At 67.3% G+C, this 17,210-nt stretch carries 16 protein-coding genes; 6 read left to right on the top strand and 10 right to left on the bottom strand.

Going from position 1 to position 17,210, the window contains the following annotated elements; translation table 11 throughout:
- Window position 1 precedes the first annotated feature (1 nt).
- Window positions 2-1,864 (top strand): ATP-binding protein, encoded by a 1,863-nt coding sequence (locus tag ACQY8B_RS09580; RefSeq protein ID WP_428745012.1) that lies wholly within the window; start codon window positions 2-4, stop codon window positions 1,862-1,864.
- Window positions 1,865-1,870: 6 nt separating this feature from the next.
- Here ACQY8B_RS09580 and ACQY8B_RS09575 read toward each other — a convergent pair whose 3' ends face one another.
- From ACQY8B_RS09575 to ACQY8B_RS09555, 5 genes are all read right to left on the bottom strand, one after another.
- Window positions 1,871-2,212 carry a hypothetical protein gene (locus tag ACQY8B_RS09575; RefSeq protein ID WP_422086479.1) on the bottom strand — a complete coding sequence of 114 codons (342 nt, stop codon included), beginning with the start codon at window positions 2,210-2,212 and terminating at the stop codon, window positions 1,871-1,873.
- 23 nt (window positions 2,213-2,235) lie between these two features.
- Window positions 2,236-3,723 carry a DegQ family serine endoprotease gene (locus ACQY8B_RS09570; RefSeq protein WP_422086478.1) on the bottom strand — a complete coding sequence of 496 codons (1,488 nt, stop codon included), beginning with the start codon at window positions 3,721-3,723 and terminating at the stop codon, window positions 2,236-2,238.
- 100 nt (window positions 3,724-3,823) lie between these two features.
- Window positions 3,824-5,152: an ATP-binding protein gene (locus ACQY8B_RS09565; RefSeq protein WP_422086477.1), complete on the bottom strand. Its 1,329-nt coding sequence runs from the start codon at window positions 5,150-5,152 to the stop codon at window positions 3,824-3,826.
- Window positions 5,149-5,808 (bottom strand): response regulator, encoded by a 660-nt coding sequence (locus tag ACQY8B_RS09560; protein WP_237674498.1) that lies wholly within the window; start codon window positions 5,806-5,808, stop codon window positions 5,149-5,151. Before ACQY8B_RS09560 ends, ACQY8B_RS09565 begins: the two co-directional genes overlap by 4 nt.
- A gap of 65 nt (window positions 5,809-5,873) precedes the next feature.
- Entirely contained in the window at window positions 5,874-6,644 is a 771-nt protein-coding gene (locus ACQY8B_RS09555) for an IclR family transcriptional regulator domain-containing protein (protein ID WP_422086476.1), read from the bottom strand.
- Window positions 6,645-6,786: 142 nt separating this feature from the next.
- Between ACQY8B_RS09555 and pobA the strand changes: the two genes are divergently transcribed.
- Window positions 6,787-7,968, top strand: coding sequence for a 4-hydroxybenzoate 3-monooxygenase (gene pobA, locus ACQY8B_RS09550; protein ID WP_422086475.1), 1,182 nt, complete (start codon window positions 6,787-6,789; stop codon window positions 7,966-7,968).
- Here the strand turns inward: pobA and ACQY8B_RS09545 are convergent.
- Genes ACQY8B_RS09545 through ACQY8B_RS09535 form a run of 3 tightly spaced genes read right to left on the bottom strand, consistent with a single transcriptional unit; the run spans window position 7,965 to window position 11,647 of the window.
- Window positions 7,965-8,369 carry an SRPBCC family protein gene (locus tag ACQY8B_RS09545; protein ID WP_422086474.1) on the bottom strand — a complete coding sequence of 135 codons (405 nt, stop codon included), beginning with the start codon at window positions 8,367-8,369 and terminating at the stop codon, window positions 7,965-7,967. The genes pobA and ACQY8B_RS09545 overlap by 4 nt on opposite strands.
- A 13-nt stretch (window positions 8,370-8,382) precedes the next feature.
- Window positions 8,383-9,282 (bottom strand): helix-turn-helix domain-containing protein, encoded by a 900-nt coding sequence (locus ACQY8B_RS09540; RefSeq protein ID WP_422086473.1) that lies wholly within the window; start codon window positions 9,280-9,282, stop codon window positions 8,383-8,385.
- A 34-nt stretch (window positions 9,283-9,316) separates the two neighbouring features.
- Window positions 9,317-11,647 (bottom strand): xanthine dehydrogenase family protein molybdopterin-binding subunit, encoded by a 2,331-nt coding sequence (locus ACQY8B_RS09535; protein WP_422086472.1) that lies wholly within the window; start codon window positions 11,645-11,647, stop codon window positions 9,317-9,319.
- Window positions 11,648-11,881: 234 nt separating this feature from the next.
- On the opposite strand from ACQY8B_RS09535, the gene aat reads away from it, so the two are divergent.
- From aat to ACQY8B_RS09520, 3 genes are read left to right on the top strand one after another with little or no spacing between them, the layout of a single operon-like run.
- A complete protein-coding gene (gene aat / locus ACQY8B_RS09530; RefSeq protein WP_422086471.1) occupies window positions 11,882-12,646 on the top strand; it encodes a leucyl/phenylalanyl-tRNA--protein transferase in 765 nt (254 codons plus the stop codon).
- Entirely contained in the window at window positions 12,643-13,392 is a 750-nt protein-coding gene (locus ACQY8B_RS09525) for an arginyltransferase (RefSeq protein WP_422086470.1), read from the top strand. Before aat ends, ACQY8B_RS09525 begins: the two co-directional genes overlap by 4 nt.
- Window positions 13,393-13,422: 30 nt before the next feature.
- A complete protein-coding gene (locus tag ACQY8B_RS09520) occupies window positions 13,423-14,244 on the top strand; it encodes an IclR family transcriptional regulator (RefSeq protein ID WP_422086469.1) in 822 nt (273 codons plus the stop codon).
- 74 nt (window positions 14,245-14,318) lie between these two features.
- Here ACQY8B_RS09520 and ACQY8B_RS09515 read toward each other — a convergent pair whose 3' ends face one another.
- On the bottom strand, window positions 14,319-15,365 hold the full coding sequence (locus tag ACQY8B_RS09515; RefSeq protein WP_422086468.1) for a serine hydrolase: 1,047 nt from the start codon (window positions 15,363-15,365) through the stop codon (window positions 14,319-14,321).
- Here ACQY8B_RS09515 and ACQY8B_RS09510 point away from each other — a divergent pair.
- Window positions 15,349-15,651 carry a hypothetical protein gene (locus ACQY8B_RS09510; protein ID WP_428745011.1) on the top strand — a complete coding sequence of 101 codons (303 nt, stop codon included), beginning with the start codon at window positions 15,349-15,351 and terminating at the stop codon, window positions 15,649-15,651. The two genes, ACQY8B_RS09515 and ACQY8B_RS09510, sit on opposite strands and share 17 nt — an antisense overlap.
- Here the strand turns inward: ACQY8B_RS09510 and ACQY8B_RS09505 are convergent.
- On the bottom strand, window positions 15,648-17,186 hold the full coding sequence (locus tag ACQY8B_RS09505; RefSeq protein WP_422086467.1) for a 2-isopropylmalate synthase: 1,539 nt from the start codon (window positions 17,184-17,186) through the stop codon (window positions 15,648-15,650). The genes ACQY8B_RS09510 and ACQY8B_RS09505 overlap by 4 nt on opposite strands.
- Window positions 17,187-17,210 lie beyond the last annotated feature (24 nt).

Below are 17,210 nucleotides of genomic sequence, written 5' to 3'. Positions count from 1 at the left end.
CGTGATCGCCCGGAGGATGCACCGCTGGCTGCTGGCGGTGCTGTGCCTGCCGCTGCTCGCGGCGGCGCTCCACGCCCACGCGGCAACCGCCGATCCGATGGAGGTCGGCTTCGTCGAAGCGACTCTCGAGCCCGAAGGCCTGCCGCCGCAGATACGCCGCGTGCCGCTGCCCTTTCGCTGGGACCACGAGTTTCCCGGGCGCGGCGGCAAGGCCAGTTACCGCATGGAGCTTCCCGCCGCCGCCGTGCCGGCGGGCGCCCCTTCGGCGCTGCTGATGACAGGCGTGGGCAACCAGGTGGCCGTGTCTTTCAACGATGCGCTGGTGGCCAGCTACGGCACGCTGGGCGACCCCGGCTACGAGGCCTCCAAGGGCAACCACCTGGTGCATGTCGCGGCGGCGCTGCACCGCGAAGGCCAGCCGCAGGTGCTGGTCGTGCGTACCACCATCCAGCGACAGCGCGGGGCGGGGCTGGCCACCGTGCAATACGGCACCGAGGCGGCGCTCGCGCCCATCTACCGCGCACAGCAGAACTGGCGCAACACCTCGGCCATCGTCTATGCGGTCAGCCTGCTGCTGATGGGCGGCATGGCCGGCGGGCTGTGGCTGCGCCAGCGCGACGCGCTCTACGGCTGCTTCGCGCTGGCCGCGCTCTCGGGCGTGGCGCGCAACCTCGACCGTGTCTGGCCCGAAGTGCCGGTGCCCTGGCCGCTGTGGGGCGCAGTGGTCGCGGTCTGCTATGCGTGCCACATCGGACTCATCGCCCGCTTCGTGCTGCTGGTGCTGGAGCGCAATCCGCCGTGGCTGGTGCGTGCGATCTACACCGCGCTGGCAACCACGGTCACGCTGGCCTGCGCCTCTTTCGCCTTCGCGCTGCCGAAGCTTTGGACCGGCGGCCTCGTCATCCTGCAGCTGACGAGCATCGTCTGCCTGCCCTATGTGGTGTACGGCGCGCTGGTGGAGCGCCGCCGCATCGCGAAGGTCTTGATGGCGGCGGGCTCACTCGCCATTCTGGCCGGCGCGCACGACCTGCTGCTGGTGCGCATGGGGCTGTTCGGCGGCGCCGACTACACGCTGACCGCGCACGCGATGTTCTTCTTCGTGATGATCCTGGCCGGCCTGGTGGTCGAGCGCTACAGCCGCACCGTGGCCGACTACAGGGCGCTCAACGCCAATCTCGCGGCCCGCATCGACGAACGCGAGGCGCAGTTGCGCGGCGCCTTCGACACGCTGCGCCAGCAGCAGCAGGAGCAGGCCGTGCTGCTGGAGCGCCAGCGCATCATGCGGGAGATCCACGACGGCGTGGGCTCGCAGCTGGTCGGCCTGCTCAACGTGGTGACGCAGCCCGCGCCTGATCGCAAAGTGGTCGAGGAGCATGTGAAGCTCGCGCTCGACGAGATGCGCATGGCCGTCGACTCCCTGCAACCCACCCACGACGACCTGCCCACCGTGCTGGCCACGCTGCGCTACCGGCTGCAGCCGCGGCTGGATGCGGCCGGCATCGAACTGGCATGGGACGTGGCCGTGATTCCGCCCATGGCCCCCTTCGCCGCGCAGGCCGCGCTGCAGTTGCAGCGCATCCTGCTCGAAGCCTTCACCAATGTGCTGAAGCATGCGTCGGCCACGCGCATCGTGATGCATGCGAGCTGGCACGGCGGAGAGACACCGCCACTGGTGCGCATCATGCTCACCGACAACGGCCGGGGCCTGCCCAAGACGCCGGACAGCGGCCGGCCGCCGGGGCACGGCATCTCGAACATGCGGGCGCGCGCCCAGTCGATAGGCGCCAAGCTGCAGATAGAAACCGCGGACGAGCGCACCGGGGGAACCCGCGTGCTGATGGACTGGCCCTGCACGCTGGCCTGAGCTGCCTCAGCGAAGCGCGAACGCCAGCGTGACCGCGCCGAGCGCCAGCAGCGCAAGGCCGGCAATGAACACGGCCTCGCCCCAGCTCTCCAGCCGGGCGCCGGAGCCGCGCGAACGCATCGAGATGAAAGACAGCAACGCGCTGGCCAGGAAGACCAGCGCGTCCACGGCCAGCAGGCGGTCGATGAGCAGCCGCATGTCGTCGCGCGGCCCGAGGTGCCCGATCGACATCACCGTCATGCACACGCCGATCATCGTGGCCGACGTGGGCAGGATGTGCGCCGACAGGCCACCGCCCGTCGCGCGCCCATCGCCCACTTCTCGCGGCGGCTTTCCGGGCGGCGTCATCCAGCCGTCGCCTTCGAGGCCGTTCAGCCGATGCGAACGGGCACGAAGATCTTGTCTTCGCCGCGCTGGATCAGCAGCGCCACCGACTTGTTGGTGGCCTTGGCCACCACCTCGCGCACCTGCTCCACACTCTGCGCCGGCGTGCCGTTGATGGCCAGCAGCACGTCACCAGCCTGCACGCCCGCCAGGGCCGAGGGGCCGGCGGCGTCTTCGATCAGCAGGCCGTTGTCGACCGAGGCCTCGCGCTTTTCCTGCGGCTGCAGCGGACGCAGCGCCAGCCCCAGCTTGCCCTGCCCCACGTCGGCATCGGCCTTGGCGACCTTCGCCGGCTTGTCGCTCGCGTCGCCGAGCTTGGCCTGCAGTTCCTGGCGTTCGCCCTGGCGCCACACTTCGAGCGTGACATTCTTGCCCGGGGCCTGCTGGCCGATCACCGCGGGCAGGTCGCCCGACGAAACGATCGGCTGGCCGTCGACCTTGCGGATCACGTCGCCCGCCTTCAGGCCGGCCTTGTCGCCAGGGCCGCCCTTCTCGATGTTCGAGACCAGCGCGCCTTCGGGCTTGTCGAGCTTGAACGAATCGGCAAAGGCCTGGTTCACTTCCTGCACCGCCACGCCGAGCCGGCCGTGCGTGGCCTTGCCGGTCGCGACGATCTGGTCCTTCACCTGGATCGCCACGTCGATCGGAATCGCGAACGACAGGCCCTGGTAGCCGCCGCTGCGGCTGTAGATCTGCGAGTTGATGCCGACCACTTCGCCGCGCGTGTTGAGCAGCGGGCCGCCCGAATTGCCGGGGTTCACCGCCACGTCGGTCTGGATGAACGGCACGTAGCTGTCGTCGGGCAGCGTGCGCCCCTTCGCGCTCACCACGCCGGCCGTCACCGTGTTCTCGAAGCCGAAGGGCGAGCCGATGGCCAGCACCCATTCGCCGACCTTCAGGTCCTTGGTGTTGCCCAGTGCGAGCACCGGCAGGTTCTTGGCGTCGATCTTCAGCACCGCGATGTCGGTCTTGGCGTCGGAGCCCAGCACCTTGGCGCGGTACTCGCGGCGGTCGGTCAGCTTGACGGTGACTTCCTTCGCGTCCTTCACGACGTGCGCGTTCGTGATGATGATGCCGCTCGGGTCGACGATGAAGCCCGAGCCCTGCGCACGCATCGGCACGTCGCGTTGCTGCTGCTGGCCGCGCGGGTTCATCTGGCCCTGGAAGCGGCGGAAGAACTGGAACATCGGGTCATCGGGGTCGATGCCCTGGATCTCGGCCGCGGCCTCGTCATCAGACGCCTTCATGGTGCCCGTCACGCTGATGTTGACCACGGCCGGGCCGTCGCGCGAGGTGATGGTCGAGAAATCGGGCAGCGTGACCATGGCCGCGGGCGCCGTGGCGACTGCGTTGGTGGTGGCCGGTGCGCCCACGGCGCGAGCGCTGGTGTAGGCACCGGCACCGACGGCACCGATCACACCCGCGGTCGCCAAGGCAATCACCAGGGCGCGGGGCGAAGTCAGACGGGAGTTCATTTGTCGGTTCCTTTCAAGGCGTATGCACGCAACACGATGAAAGGAATGTCGCCGCCCTGACTTAAGCACCGCTTAAACGACGCTCCCCGCAAGGAAGGGCTCAGGCGTGAGCCGGAAAGCGCACCAGCACCCGCAGGCCGCCCAGGCTGGGCGAGGCGTCGAGCGCCACCGTCGCGCCGTGCAGCTCGGCGATCGACTTGACGATGGCCAGGCCCAGGCCGCTGCCGGGCGCCTGTGTCTCACCCGAGCGGTAGAAGCGGTCGAGCACGCGTTCCCGCTCCGTCTCGGGCAGCCCGGGGCCGCTGTCGTCGACGCTGAGTTCGACGGCGTCGTCGCGCCTGGCGATGGCAATGTCGACGCGGCCCTCGACGGGCGTGTACTTGACGGCGTTCTCCAGCAGGTTGCGCAGCAGCATGCGCAGCGCCTCCGACTGGCCGCTGACGACCGCGGCGTCGGCGTGCGTGATGCCGATGTCGATGCCGCGCGCCTGCGCGGCGGCCACCGCGTCGGACACCGCGAGCCGCGCCACCTCGGAAAGATCGACCGGCTCCGGCGTGGCGCCTGCGGCCATGCTGGCCTCGTGGCGCGCCAGAGCGAGCATCTGCTCGACGAGGCGCGTGGCGCGGTCGATGCCCGCCACCAGCCGGCTCACGGCCAGGTCGCGGGAAGCATCGTCGGGCGCGCGCTGCAGCCCCTGCACTTGCAGCTTCAAGGCGGCCAGCGGCGAACGCAGTTCATGCGCGGCATCGGCGACGAAGTGCTTCTGCGCATCGAAGGCGTGGCGCACCCGGTCGAACAGCAGGTTCAGCTCCTGCACGAGCGGGCGCACTTCTTCCGGCAGGCCTTCCTCGCTCACCGGCGACAGGTCGTCGGCCTGGCGCGAGGCCACCTGCTTGCGCACGCGCGCCACCGGCGCGAGCGAGCGGCTCACCACCCACCACACAACCAGCATCAGCAGCGGCGCCATCAATGCCACCGGCGCGATGGTCCGCAACGCGAGCGAGCCGGCCATGTGCCGCCGCGCCGCCATGTCCTGCGCCACCTGGATCACCAACCCGCGCGTCTGCATCGAGAACACACGGTACGTGGTGCCGCGCGCATGCACGTCGGCAAAGCCAAGCACGGCGAGTTGCGGCAGTGCCGCCTCTTCGGCGGATTCGAAGATGCGCACGCCGTCGGCGGTCCACACCTGCACCACGAAGTCGAAGTTCTGCTCGCCAGTTCCGATGCCGCCGACCGTGGCGCTCGGCGGCAGGCCGGCGCGCAGCGACATCGCCATCTGCTGCATGTGGTAGTCGAAGATGTCGTCGGCTTCGGCAAGCACCGTGCGGTAGGCCACCAGCGCCTGCGCACTCGCCGCCAGTACGATGGCCGCGAGCAGGAACCACAGCAGCCGCGCGCGCAGGGAACCGGTCAGCCTGCGCCTCATACCTTCGGCACCATGTAGCCTACGCCGCGCACGTTGCGGATCAACTCGGCACCCAGCTTCTTGCGCAGGCCGTGCACGTACACCTCCACGGCATTGCTGCTGATCTCGTCTTTCCAGCTGTAGAGTTTTTCCTCGAGCTGGGCACGCGACAGCACCATGCCGGGCCGTGCGAGCAGCGGCTCCAGCACGGCCCATTCGCGGGCCGACAGCACAACCGGCTGGCCGGCCACCGAGACCTCGCGCGTGGCCGGGTTGATGCTCACGCCCATGTGTTCGTACACCGGCTCGGCGCGGCCCGCCGCGCGGCGCAGCAAGGCGCGGATGCGGGCCAGCAGCTCTTCGAGGTCGTAGGGCTTGAGCACGTAGTCGTCGGCGCCGGCGTCGAGGCCTTCGATGCGCTGCTGCACCGAGTCGCGCGCGGTGGCAATCAGCACAGGCATGCGCTGCTTGCGCGCGCGCAGGTTGCGCAGCACCTCTAGCCCGTCGCGGCGCGGCACGCCCAGGTCGAGCATCACCAGGTCGTACTGCTGGGTACGCAGCGCCGACTCCGCGGCCTCGCCGTCTTTCACCCAGTCCACCGCGTACTGCTCGGCACGCAACAGGTCGAGCACGGCTTCGCCGATCATCACGTCGTCTTCGAGGAGGAGGAGTCGCATGGTTGTGTGTCCGTTTCGGGGATTCGAGGCGCGGGCCTTCGCTAAAGTTCAGATCGGGGGGAGCGTCACAGCAACGAACGTACTTCCCGCGCTGCCTCGAACAATAGCGGCAGCATTTCGCGCTGCAGTGCTTCTTCCTGGTAGCGCGTGCCCGACAGCACCATGTTCAGCGCCGCCACCGTGTGGCCCTGCATGTCGCGCAGCGGTACCGCCAGCGCCTGCACGCCCAGTTCGTGTTCCTCGCTGGCAAAACAATAGTCGTCCTTGCGGGCACGGGCAACCAGCTGGCGCAGGCCGCGCGCCTGGGTCACGGTGTGGGGTGTTAGCCGCGCCAGGTGGCGGCCCTTGAGCCATTGCGTGAACACGGTGGGCGCCATCGCGGCCAGCAGCACGCGGCCGGTCGATGTGGCATGGGCCGGCAGCCGTGCGCCCAGGTGCAGGCCGTAGGCCAGCACGCGCGTCGGCGTGCCGTAGCTGCCACTGCGCGCAACGATGACCACCTCCTCGCCGTCGAGCACCACCGCCGAGAAAGACTCGCCCGTCTGTGCCGCCAGCCGGTTCAGCGTGGGCTGCAGGGCGCGCGGCAGCCGCGATGACGCGAGGTAGCTGCCCGAGAAGCGCAGCACCTTCGGCGCCATCCAGAAATAGCTGCCGTCGGTTTCCAGGTAGCCCAGGTGCGCCAGCGTCAGCAGGTGGCGGCGGGCCGCGGCGCGGGTGAGGCCGGCGCGCTCCGCGGCCAGCGTGGCGTTGAGCCGCTGGCGCTCGGTGTCGAAGCTCTCGAGCACCGCCATTCCCTTGGCGATGCCCTCGATGAAGTCGGCTCTGGCAATGGTCATTCGTCGTCGGGGTCGTCGTTTGGTCGAAGTGTTGCGCGATCATCGCGCACGCGTTCGCATGATCGCACAGAGCATCTCGCGCCGGCGCCACAGACGGGCGACCGCGCCCTACGCTCCACGAAACCATCTCGGAGACACGAACATGCGCACCCAGGTCGCGATCATCGGCGCCGGCCCCGCCGGCCTTCTGCTCGGTCAGCTTCTGCACAAGGCAGGCATCGACAACGTCATCGTCGAACGCCAGAGCGGCGACTACGTGCTCGGGCGCATCCGCGCCGGCGTGCTCGAACAGGTCACGATGGATCTGCTGGCGCGCGCCGGCGTCGACGCTCGCGCCAAGGCCGAAGGCCTGCCGCACGAAGGCATCGAGCTGCTCTTCAAGGGCGCGCGCCATCGCATCGACATGCACGGCTTCACGGGCGGCAAGCAGGTCACGGTGTACGGCCAGACCGAGGTCACGCGCGACCTCATGGAAGCACGCGAAGCCGAAGGCCTGAAGACCATCTACAGCGCGGCCAACGTCAGCCTGCATGACTTCGACTCGAACAAGCCGCTCGTGCGCTACGAGAAGGACGGCCAGACGCACGAGATCGAGTGCGACTTCATCGCCGGCTGCGACGGCTACCACGGCGTGAGCCGCGCGAGCGTGCCGCCCGATGCGATCCAGACCTACGAAAAGATCTATCCCTTCGGCTGGCTCGGCGTGCTGGCCGACGTGCCGCCGGTGTCGCACGAGCTCATCTATGCGAACACCGAGCGCGGCTTCGCGCTGTGCAGCATGCGCAGCGCCACGCGCAGCCGCTACTACGTGCAGGTGCCCACCGAGGAGCGCGTGGAAAACTGGAGCGACGAGGCCTTCTGGAACGAACTGGGCGCACGCCTGGACCCCGAGGCGCGCGAACGGCTGGTGACCGGCCCGTCCATCGAGAAGAGCATTGCGCCGCTGCGCAGCTTCGTTGCCGAGCCGATGCGCTTCGGCTCGCTGTTCCTGGCGGGCGACGCGGCGCACATCGTGCCGCCGACCGGCGCCAAGGGCCTGAACCTCGCGACGGCCGACGTGGGCTACCTGTCGCGCGCGCTGGAAATCTTCTACAGCGAGAAGTCGGCCTCCGCGCTCGACCGCTACTCGGACCTGTGCCTGCGCCGCGTGTGGAAGGCCGAGCGCTTCTCGTGGTGGTTCACCTCGCTGATGCACCGCTTTCCCGAAACGGGCGCCTTCGGCCAGAAGATCCAGGAAGCGGAACTCGACTACCTGGTGCACTCGCACGCGGCTTCCACCTCGCTGGCGGAGAACTACGTCGGCCTGCCGCTGGAAGACTTCTAGTCGGTGCGCCCTTCGAGCGCCGCCTTCATCGCGGCGGCGCCCTGCACCATCATCGGCTCGATGTAGGCAGCCATGGCATCGGGCAGCACATCGGTGATCCACACGAAGCGAGAGCGCCCCGAACCTTCCGCGAACACCTGCGCCGATGCGTGATGATGGCTGGCCTTGCCGCCGGCGACGGTATAGGCGAGACGGCGGCGCGTGTCGTCGATGCCCACCAGCACCTCGCGCGCCACGAGACCGTTGGCGAACGTCAGCACGCGGGCGCCGTCAGCGTCAATAGTGCAGCCGCCGAGAAAGCCCGGTGCAAGCCGCACGTGCACCGCGTTGAAGTCGCGCAGCGCGTCCCACACACGGGCGGCGTCCGCCTCGACGATGAATTCCTTGCAGATGGTGGCCATGCCTTGCCTCGCTTCAAAGTGACGCGATCCGGCCCGATGGCTGGATCAGGCGCTCATCATCGAGAAGCGCTGCGATGCGGTCTTGGAAAATCTTGCGATCGCCGCGTGCCGCCTTGCGAAAGCCGCTGGGCGACACGCCGGCCGCGCGGTGGAAGGTGCGCACGAAATTGCTGAGATCTGCAAAGCCCACGTCGAGCGCGACCTCGGTCACGGGCCGGCCATCATCTTCGGCCAGCAGGCGCGCGGCACGGCGCAGCCGCGAGCGCACGAGGTACTGGTGCGGCGTGACGCCCAGCACCTGGGAGAACAGCCGCAGGAAGTGGAAGGAGCTCAATCCGGCCTCGGCCGCCGCACCGTCGAGGCCGATGTCGTGCCGGGAGTTGGCGTCGATCCACACCGCGGCATCGACCGCGCGACGGCGGTCTCGCGCCGCAGCCGTGGACGGCGGCGCGGACTTCCGGCGCCCGGACACGACCTCGACGAAACGGCTTGCGAACCACATGCCCAATTCGTCCAGGCCCGCATCGCCCTGCCCCTCGGCCGCGGCCTGGGCCAGTTCGCCGATCACCATGAGCTCGGCCAGCGGAGGCAGGCCGCCGGCGCGCCAGGCATTCGAATCTCCGCCGATCAGGTCGACGAAGCCGGGCGACAGGTGGAACGCGAGGCACTCGTCGCCGCACACATGGTTGTCGTGCGTGCAGACGTATTCGTCGCCGGGGCGACCGACCAGCACCGAGCCGGTCACCAGTTCGTAGGCCCGGCCGCGCGTGCGGTAGCCGAAGCTGCCCTTGCGCACGTACGAGACCGAGTAACCCTCGTGCAGTTCGGCAAAGGGCTGCGCGTCAGGCCCTGCGTCGCAGCTGTAGCTGGCGATGCCAATAGCGTCGGTCTGCACTTCCGTGGTGACGAGCATGGCAGGCGCCTTTCTGTCCCACGGAAACGATTGCTTAATCGACCGTTTGCATCGCCTGCCAGACACGTGCAGGGCTCAGCGGCATGTGCAGCCGCGGCGCACGGGTGGCGAGGCCGTTGCGTGCGAAGGCGTCGGCCACCGCATTCACGATGGCCGGCGTGGCGCCGATGGTGCCCAGCTCCCCCACGCCCTTCACGCCCAGCGGGTTGTTCTTGCAGGGTGTGGATTCGTCCATTTCCATGTTGAACATGGTGTCGACGATGTCTGCACGCGGCGCGGCGTAGTCCATCAGGCTGCCGGTGACGGGCTGGCCGGTGTCGTGGTCGTACACCACCTGCTCGTAGAGCGCCTGCCCGATGCCCTGCACCGCTCCGCCTTCGAGCTGGCCGCGCACGATCATCGGGTTGATGACGCGGCCCACGTCGTTGACGGAGCTGTAGGCCACCACGCTGATCTCGCCCGTGGGCGGATCGATCTCGATCTCGCAGATGTGGCAGCCGTTGGGCCAGGTCGGGCCGGCCACGGTGCTGGTGGAGTCGACGAAGATCTCGCGCTCGGGCTGCTTGCTGGCGAGCGTGAACAGGTCGAGCTCCAGGTCGGTGCCGGCCACCATGAAGACACCGCGCGTGTAGATGATGTCGTCGACGGCAGCCTCGAACTCCTGCGCCGCGAGTTCACGCGCCTTGTCGATGGTGCGTTCCGCGCCGATGCGCACGGCAGAGCCGCCAGTGAACAGCGAGCGCGAACCGGCGCTGCCGAAGCCGTCGCCGCGATCGGTGTCGCCGAGCACCACGCGCACCTTGTCGATGGGCACGCCAAATGCGTCCACGGCCAGTTGCGCGAGCGAGGTGGCGATGCCCTGCCCCATCGCGTTGACGGCGGAGAAGACTTCGATCACGCCCTCGGCCTGCACGGAAACGGTGACGCGCTCCTCGAACACATTGCCGCCCGTCCATTCGAGGAAAGTGGCAATGCCCAGGCCGCGATGCTTGCCCTGGCTGGCGGAGACGGCGGCGCGGCCCTCGAAGCCCTGCCAGTCGGCCAGCACCAGCGCCTGGTCCATCACCGACTCGAAGTTGCCGGTGTCGTAGGTCTGCGCCATCGGGTTCTTGTACGGCATCTGCTCGGGGCGGATGAAGTTGCGCCGGCGCAGCGCGATGCGGTCGATGCCGGTCTGGCGCGCGGCCTCGTCCATCAGCCGCTCGATGGTGAAGATGGCCTCGGGACGGCCCGCACCGCGGTAGGCCCCGGTGGGCGCCGTGTTGGTGAGCACCGCCTTGAAATGGAAGTCGATGGTCTGGATGTCGTAGACGCTGGTCTGCACCCAGGGGCCGATGAGCAGCTGGATGGCAACGCCCGTGCCGGTGGCATAGGCGCCCACGTTGGCAAGTGTCTTGATGCGCAGCGCCAGGATCTTGCCGTCGGCGTCCAGCGCCATTTCGGCGCGGGCCTCGATGTCGCGGCCGTGCGCGCTCGACAGGAACTCTTCGCTGCGGTCCGCCACCCATTTCACCGGACGACGGACCTGAAGCGCGGCATACGCGACCGCGATGTCTTCAGGGTAGGCGCCGGTCTTCATGCCGAAGCCGCCGCCGACATCACCCACGACCACGCGCACCTTTTCCTTGGGCAGGCCGATGGCCGCGCACAGCGAATCGCGAACGCCGGAAGGCATCTGCGTGCTCATGCGGATGGTGAGGCGGCCCGTGTCGGCGTCTTGCGCGGCGAGCACGGAACGCGGCTCGATGGTCAACGCGACCACGCGCTGGTTGTTCACGTCGAGCGCCACCACATGGCTGGCCTTGGCAAAGGCGGCGGTGGCGGCCTCGCTGCTGCCGTGGCGCATTTCGGCGGCGATGTTGCCGGAGGCCTCTTCGCACAGCTGCGGCGCGTCTTCGGCGGTGGCACTGGCGAGGTCGACCACCATCGGCAGGTCTTCGTAGTCGACCATGATGGCTTCGCAGGCGTCGCGCGCCTGCTGCAAGGTTTCGGCCACCACCAGCGCCACGGCTTCGCCGACGAAGCGCGTACGTTCATGCGCCATTGCGTAGCGCGGCGGGCTGGCGCTGTCGCTGCCGTCCGCGCGCTTGAAGCCCGCGGCGCCAGGCATCGGCTTGACGCCGGCCTGCGCCATGTCGGCCCCGGTGATCACGCGCAGCACGCCGGGCATCGCAGCTGCTGTGCTGGTGTCCACGGAAAGTATGCGTGCGTGGGGATAGGAAGACCTCAGGAAGACAAGGTGCGCCTGGCCCGGCAACGTGACGTCGTCGGTATAGCGTCCGGCCCCGGCCAGCAGGCTTTCGTCTTCGAGTCTGCGCACCGCCTGGCCGCTGCCGAAGCGTGTGGGATTGGATTCAGTGGTCAACGTGGTCCTCTTGTGCTGATCCCGGCGCAAAACAGTTGCCAGCCGGATCCGCTGGTACCAGGGTGTACCGTGGCGGATGCAAGCTGTGCACTATATGGTCTTCGACGGGTCTTGTGGGTGTGTCGTGCCAGTGGTCGCTGCGTCCCGGGCCTCTGCCTGATGGGCAGACCTGGGACGTACGCAATTTTCCCTCAACTGGATTTGGTTTTCGATAAGCCGTGTATACCTGTGAACATGCAACAACTGCCTTGGCTCGAACCCGGAGACGCGCTGCCCGATCCTGCATCGGCATGGGGCGTCGGCGACCCGGTGCCCGGCCTGCTCGCGGCCGGCGGGGCGCTTGATGTCGATACTCTGATGCAGGCTTACGGCAGTTGCGTCTTCCCGTGGTTCAGCGAAGACCAGCCGATCCTCTGGTGGAGCCCCGACCCGCGCATGGTGCTCCAGGTAGCTGACTTCAAGCTGCACCGATCGCTGCGCAAGACCCTGGCGCGCTTTGCGGAAACGCCCGGCTGCGAGGTGCGCATCGACCATGACTTCAGCGCCGTCATCGAGGCCTGCTCGCGCTCGCCACGGGTGGGCCAGTCGGGCACGTGGATCGTTCCGGACATGGTGAGGGCCTATACGGACTTGCACCGCGCCGGCCACACCCACAGTGTCGAGACCTGGATCGACGGCAAGCTGGCGGGCGGCCTCTATTGCGTGGCGCTGGGCCGCGCGGTGTTCGGCGAGTCGATGTTCACCCGCCGGCCCGACGCATCGAAGATCGCGCTGGCGGCGCTGGTGTCGCTTTGCAGGCGTTCCGGCGTGCGCATGATCGACTGCCAGCAGAACACGGCCCACCTCGCGAGCCTCGGCGCCCGCGAAATGCCGCGCAGCCGCTTTGTCGCGCACGTGGCCCAGGCCCGGCAGGAAGAGGGGCCACAGTGGCGTTTCGAGCCCGTATACTGGACCGAACTCCTTTCCGCGCGACCTCATTCTCCCGATGTGACGACGTGACGCACCTCAAGGACCTTCCGCTTCACACCCTGCAGTTCTACGCGACGGCGCCCTATCCCTGCAGTTACCTGCCGGATCGCCAGGCCCGCTCGCAGGTGGCCACGCCCAGCCACCTGATCCACAACGACGCCTACTCCGACCTGGTGCTCAGCGGCTTCCGGCGCAGCGGCATGTTCACCTACCGCCCCTACTGCGACGGCTGCCGCGCGTGCATTCCGCTGCGGGTGCTGGCTAACAGCTTCCATCCCACGCGCAGCCAGCGGCGCGCGGTGAAACAGCATGCCGACCTGCAGGCGCGCGTGCTGAAGCTCTGTTTCGTGCCGGAGCACTACCAGCTCTACCTTCGCTACCAGAACGGCCGCCATGCCGGCGGCGGCATGGACCACGACAGCATCGACCAGTACACCCAGTTCCTGCTGCAGAGCAGGGTCAACTCGCGGCTGGTGGAATTTCGCGAAACGCTGCCCGACGGCAGCGCCGGCTCTCTCAAGATGGTGTCGATCCTCGACGTGCTGAATGACGGCATCTCGGCCGTCTACACCTTCTACGAGCCCGACACCAGCGCCGGCTACGGCACCTACAGCGTGCTCTGGCAGATCGAGCAGGCCCGCAAGCTGGGCCTGCCGCACGTGTACCTGGGCTACTGGATCGAGCACAGCCCGAAAATGAACTACAAGGCGCGCTTTTCCCCGCACGAAGTGCTGGTGGACGGTCGCTGGCAAGCGCCCGACGATTTCACAAGGTAAAATGGCGCCCGGTCATCACCGCATAGCGCCATGAGAAAAAACCAATCAGACATTCCCGCCGTTCCCGTGATCCAGGTGATCGAGCGCATGTTCGCGCTGATCGATGTCCTGGCATCCCGCGAAGAGGCGATCTCGCTGAAGGAGATCAGCGAAAAGACCGGTCTTCACCCGTCGACCACGCACCGCATCCTCAACGACCTGGCCGTCGGCCGCTTCGTCGACCGGCCCGAGGCCGGCAGCTACCGGCTCGGCATGCGCCTGCTGGAACTGGGCAACCTGGTCAAGGGCCGGCTCAACGTGCGCGACGCAGCGCTGGGGCCTATGCGCGAGCTGCACAAGCTCACGCAGCAGCCGGTCAACCTGAGCATGCGCCAGGGCGACGAGATCGTGTACATCGAGCGCTCGTACAGCGAACGCTCGGGCATGCAGGTGGTGCGCGCCATCGGCGGCCGCGCCGCCCTGCACCTCACCTCCACCGGCAAGTTGTTCCTGGCGGCCGACGATCCGCAGCGGGTGCGCAGCTACGCCACCCGTACCGGGCTGGCCGGCCATACGCGCAACAGCATCACCCAGTTGCCCGCGCTCGAGCGCGAGCTGTCGAAGGCACGCCAGTACGGCATCGCCCGCGACAACGAAGAACTGGAACTGGGCGTGCGCTGCATGGCTGCCGGTATCTACGACGACCAGGGCAAGCTGGTGGCGGGCCTGTCAATCTCGGCCCCGGCCGATCGGCTGGACGAAGGCTGGCTGCCCAAGCTGCAGGCCACGGCCAACGAGATCTCGGGGGCACTGGGGTTCAAGGACGGGGTCGCGGCAACTCCGGCAAACGGCGGCCCCTCGGTCGGCGCCTGACCCGGCAGGGCCAAGGCCCCAAAGCAAACAGGCCCCTTTTGGGGCCTGTTTTCATTGGAGCGGCTGGCGAGATATCAGCCAGCGACCTGATAGCCCACGTTGCGCGAAGACGCGGCCGGCGTGCCGGAGATCGAGTGCGTGGCCTCGACCCAGCGGCGAACGCGCTCTGCGTCGGCGATACGGCTGAACTTGCCGGCCGAATCCAGGAACACCATGATCAGCTTGCGCCCGGCCACCTTGGCCTGCATCACGAGGCACTGGCCGGCCTCGGAGATGTAGCCGGTCTTCTGCACGCCGATTTCCCAATCGGGGCTCTTCACGAGGCGGTTGGTGGTGTTGAACTGCAGCACGCGGTTGCCCACCTCCACCTGGTATTCGGGCGAAGTCGAGAGCGAACGCACCGTGGCATCGGAATAGGCTGCATTGACGAGCAGCGCCAGGTCTTGCGCGCTGGACTGGTTGCGGCTCGACAGGCCCGTGGGCTCCACGTAGCGCGTGTCCTTCATGCCGAGCATCTTGGCCTTGGCGTTCATGATGCTCACGAAGGTCGACAGACCGCCCGGATAGGTACGGCCCAGCGCGTGCGCCGCACGGTTTTCGCTCGACATCAGCGCCAGGTGCAGCAGTTCGCCGCGCGACAGCGTCGTGCCGACAGTCAGGCGCGAGCTGCTGCGCTTTTCGGTGTCGACATCGTCCTGGGTGATGGTGATGAGCTCTTCATTCGGCAGGTGCGCCTCGCTGATGAGCAGGCCGGTCATCAGCTTGGTGAGCGATGCGATCGGCAGCACGGCATGGTCATTCTTGCTGAACAGCACTTCGTGGGTGTCCTGGTCGATCACGAGCGCGACGCTCGACTTCAGGTCGAGCGAATCTTCGGTGCCGTGCAGGCCTGCCATCTGACCGAAGGACTGGCGCGCAGGCTGTTCGACACGAACCACCGAGCGGCGCTGGACGGCCACCACGGTCTTGCCGTTCTTCTTGTGAAGGGTAGCAACCACATTGCGGCCACCACGAACGACCTTTTCTACTTTTTCGTTCTTCTCGGCCCGGCCGCCGCGACTGGCGACGGCGGCGCCGCGAGCCGTCTTGGACGACGCGGTGCGCTTGACCTCGACCGGCACCACGCCCTTCTTGGCGGCGGCTGTCCTGGCGGCAACGGGCTTTTCTTTTTTCGCGGCCTGGGCGCCAGGCAGCAAAAACGCCGTGGCGCAAAACGCGACGGCGATGAATTTGAATGCGGGTAGAAACCGCTGGCTGGAAACTCGGCGGAGACGGGCTTCAGGCATTAATAAATCTCCAGCGGCGACAAACGAGGACCGCAGTGTATCGAAATCAAAAAAGACACGCAATATCAGTTACTTGCATCCTCTTCTTCAATCGAATACCAAGGATCGCCTGAAAACCTAACCTTGTGCCGCAACTCTCTCAGCTTGGCTCTGTAACTTGTTGAGCGCACTCAAATAAGCCTTTGCCGAAGCGACCACGATGTCCGGGTCTGCGCCCACACCGTTGACCACCCGCCCTGCGTTTTGTAACCGGACTGTAACTTCTCCCTGGCTTTCCGTCGAGCCGCTGATGGCGTTTACAGAGTAAAGAACCATCTCGGCGCCACTCTTGACGTGGGACTCGATCGCCTTCAAAGAAGCATCGACCGGGCCATTCCCGTCGGATTCGCCGGTCACTTCCTTGCCCTGAACGGTGAAAACGACCTTGGCCTGGGGGCGTTCGCCGGTTTCGCTGTGCTGGGAGAGAGAAACGAAAGCAAACCGCTCACCAACGTTCGAGACCTCCTCCGCGCTGACGAGCGCGAGGATGTCTTCGTCGAAAATTTCGGATTTGCGATCGGCCAGTTCCTTGAAGCGCAGGAAGGCGGCGTTGATCTCGCCTTCGCTCTCCATGGCCACGCCCAGTTCCTGCAGTCGCTGCTTGAAGGCATTGCGGCCGCTGAGCTTGCCCAGCACGATCTTGTTGGCCGTCCAGCCGACGTCCTCGGCACGCATGATTTCGTAGGTGTCGCGGGCCTTGAGCACGCCGTCCTGGTGAATGCCCGAAGCATGCGCGAAGGCATTGGCGCCCACCACCGCCTTGTTGGGCTGTACCACGAAGCCGGTGGTCTGGCTCACCATGCGGCTCGCGGCCACGATGTGCTGGGTATCGATGCGCAGGTCGAGGCCGAAATAGTCCTTGCGGGTCTTGACCGCCATGACCACTTCCTCGAGCGAGCAGTTGCCGGCGCGCTCGCCCAGCCCGTTGATCGTGCACTCCACCTGGCGCGCACCGCCGATCTTCACACCGGCCAGCGAGTTGGCCACGGCCATGCCGAGGTCGTTGTGGCAATGCACCGACCAGATGGCCTTGTCGCTGTTGGGCACGCGCTCGCGCAGCATCTTGATGAAGTTGCCGTAGAGCTCGGGAATGGCGTAGCCGACGGTGTCGGGCACGTTGATGGTGGTCGCGCCTTCGTTGATGACGGTCTCGAGCACGCGGCACAGGAAGTCCGGGTCGCTGCGGTAGCCGTCTTCAGGGCTGAATTCGACGTCGCCGATCTGGTTGCGTGCGAAGCGCACCGCCAGCCTGGCCTGCTCGTGCACCTCGTCGGGCGACATGCGCAGCTTCTTTTCCATGTGAAGCGGCGAGGTCGCGATGAAGGTATGGATGCGCCCGCGGGCTGCGCCCTTCAGGGCCTCGGCGGCGCGTGCGATGTCGCGGTCGTTGGCGCGCGACAGGCCGCACACCGTCGAGTCCTTGATCGTGTTGGCAATCGCCTTCACGGCCTCGAAATCGCCGTTCGAACTGGCGGGAAAGCCGGCCTCGATGACGTCGACCTTCAGCCGCTCCAGCAGCTTGGCGATGCGCATCTTCTCGTCGCGCGTCATCGAGGCGCCCGGCGATTGCTCGCCGTCGCGCAAGGTGGTGTCGAAAATTATGAGTTGCTCGGTCATCGTGGTTCTCCTTGGTTCGCGACC

It is taken from the genome of Variovorax sp. (assembly GCF_965279555.1).
In the GTDB taxonomy this organism is placed as follows: domain Bacteria; phylum Pseudomonadota; class Gammaproteobacteria; order Burkholderiales; family Burkholderiaceae_C; genus Variovorax.
Note: the sequence above shows the minus strand (reverse complement) of the source record. Positions and strands in the feature narration are given on the sequence as shown.

What these genes read in the sequence shown, in the direction of transcription:
- ACQY8B_RS09575 (WP_422086479.1), bottom strand. Translation starts at nt 2,212, where the DNA reads ATGACGCCGCCCGGAAAGCCGCCGCGAGAAGTGGGCGATGGGCGCGCG.
- ACQY8B_RS09570 (WP_422086478.1), bottom strand. Translation starts at nt 3,723, where the DNA reads ATGAACTCCCGTCTGACTTCGCCCCGCGCCCTGGTGATTGCCTTGGCG.
- ACQY8B_RS09565 (WP_422086477.1), bottom strand. Translation starts at nt 5,152, where the DNA reads ATGAGGCGCAGGCTGACCGGTTCCCTGCGCGCGCGGCTGCTGTGGTTC.
- ACQY8B_RS09560 (WP_237674498.1), bottom strand. Translation starts at nt 5,808, where the DNA reads ATGCGACTCCTCCTCCTCGAAGACGACGTGATGATCGGCGAAGCCGTG.
- ACQY8B_RS09555 (WP_422086476.1), bottom strand. Translation starts at nt 6,644, where the DNA reads ATGACCATTGCCAGAGCCGACTTCATCGAGGGCATCGCCAAGGGAATG.
- pobA (WP_422086475.1), top strand. Translation starts at nt 6,787, where the DNA reads ATGCGCACCCAGGTCGCGATCATCGGCGCCGGCCCCGCCGGCCTTCTG.
- ACQY8B_RS09545 (WP_422086474.1), bottom strand. Translation starts at nt 8,369, where the DNA reads ATGGCCACCATCTGCAAGGAATTCATCGTCGAGGCGGACGCCGCCCGT.
- ACQY8B_RS09540 (WP_422086473.1), bottom strand. Translation starts at nt 9,282, where the DNA reads ATGCTCGTCACCACGGAAGTGCAGACCGACGCTATTGGCATCGCCAGC.
- aat (WP_422086471.1), top strand. Translation starts at nt 11,882, where the DNA reads ATGCAACAACTGCCTTGGCTCGAACCCGGAGACGCGCTGCCCGATCCT.
- ACQY8B_RS09520 (WP_422086469.1), top strand. Translation starts at nt 13,423, where the DNA reads ATGAGAAAAAACCAATCAGACATTCCCGCCGTTCCCGTGATCCAGGTG.
- ACQY8B_RS09505 (WP_422086467.1), bottom strand. Translation starts at nt 17,186, where the DNA reads ATGACCGAGCAACTCATAATTTTCGACACCACCTTGCGCGACGGCGAG.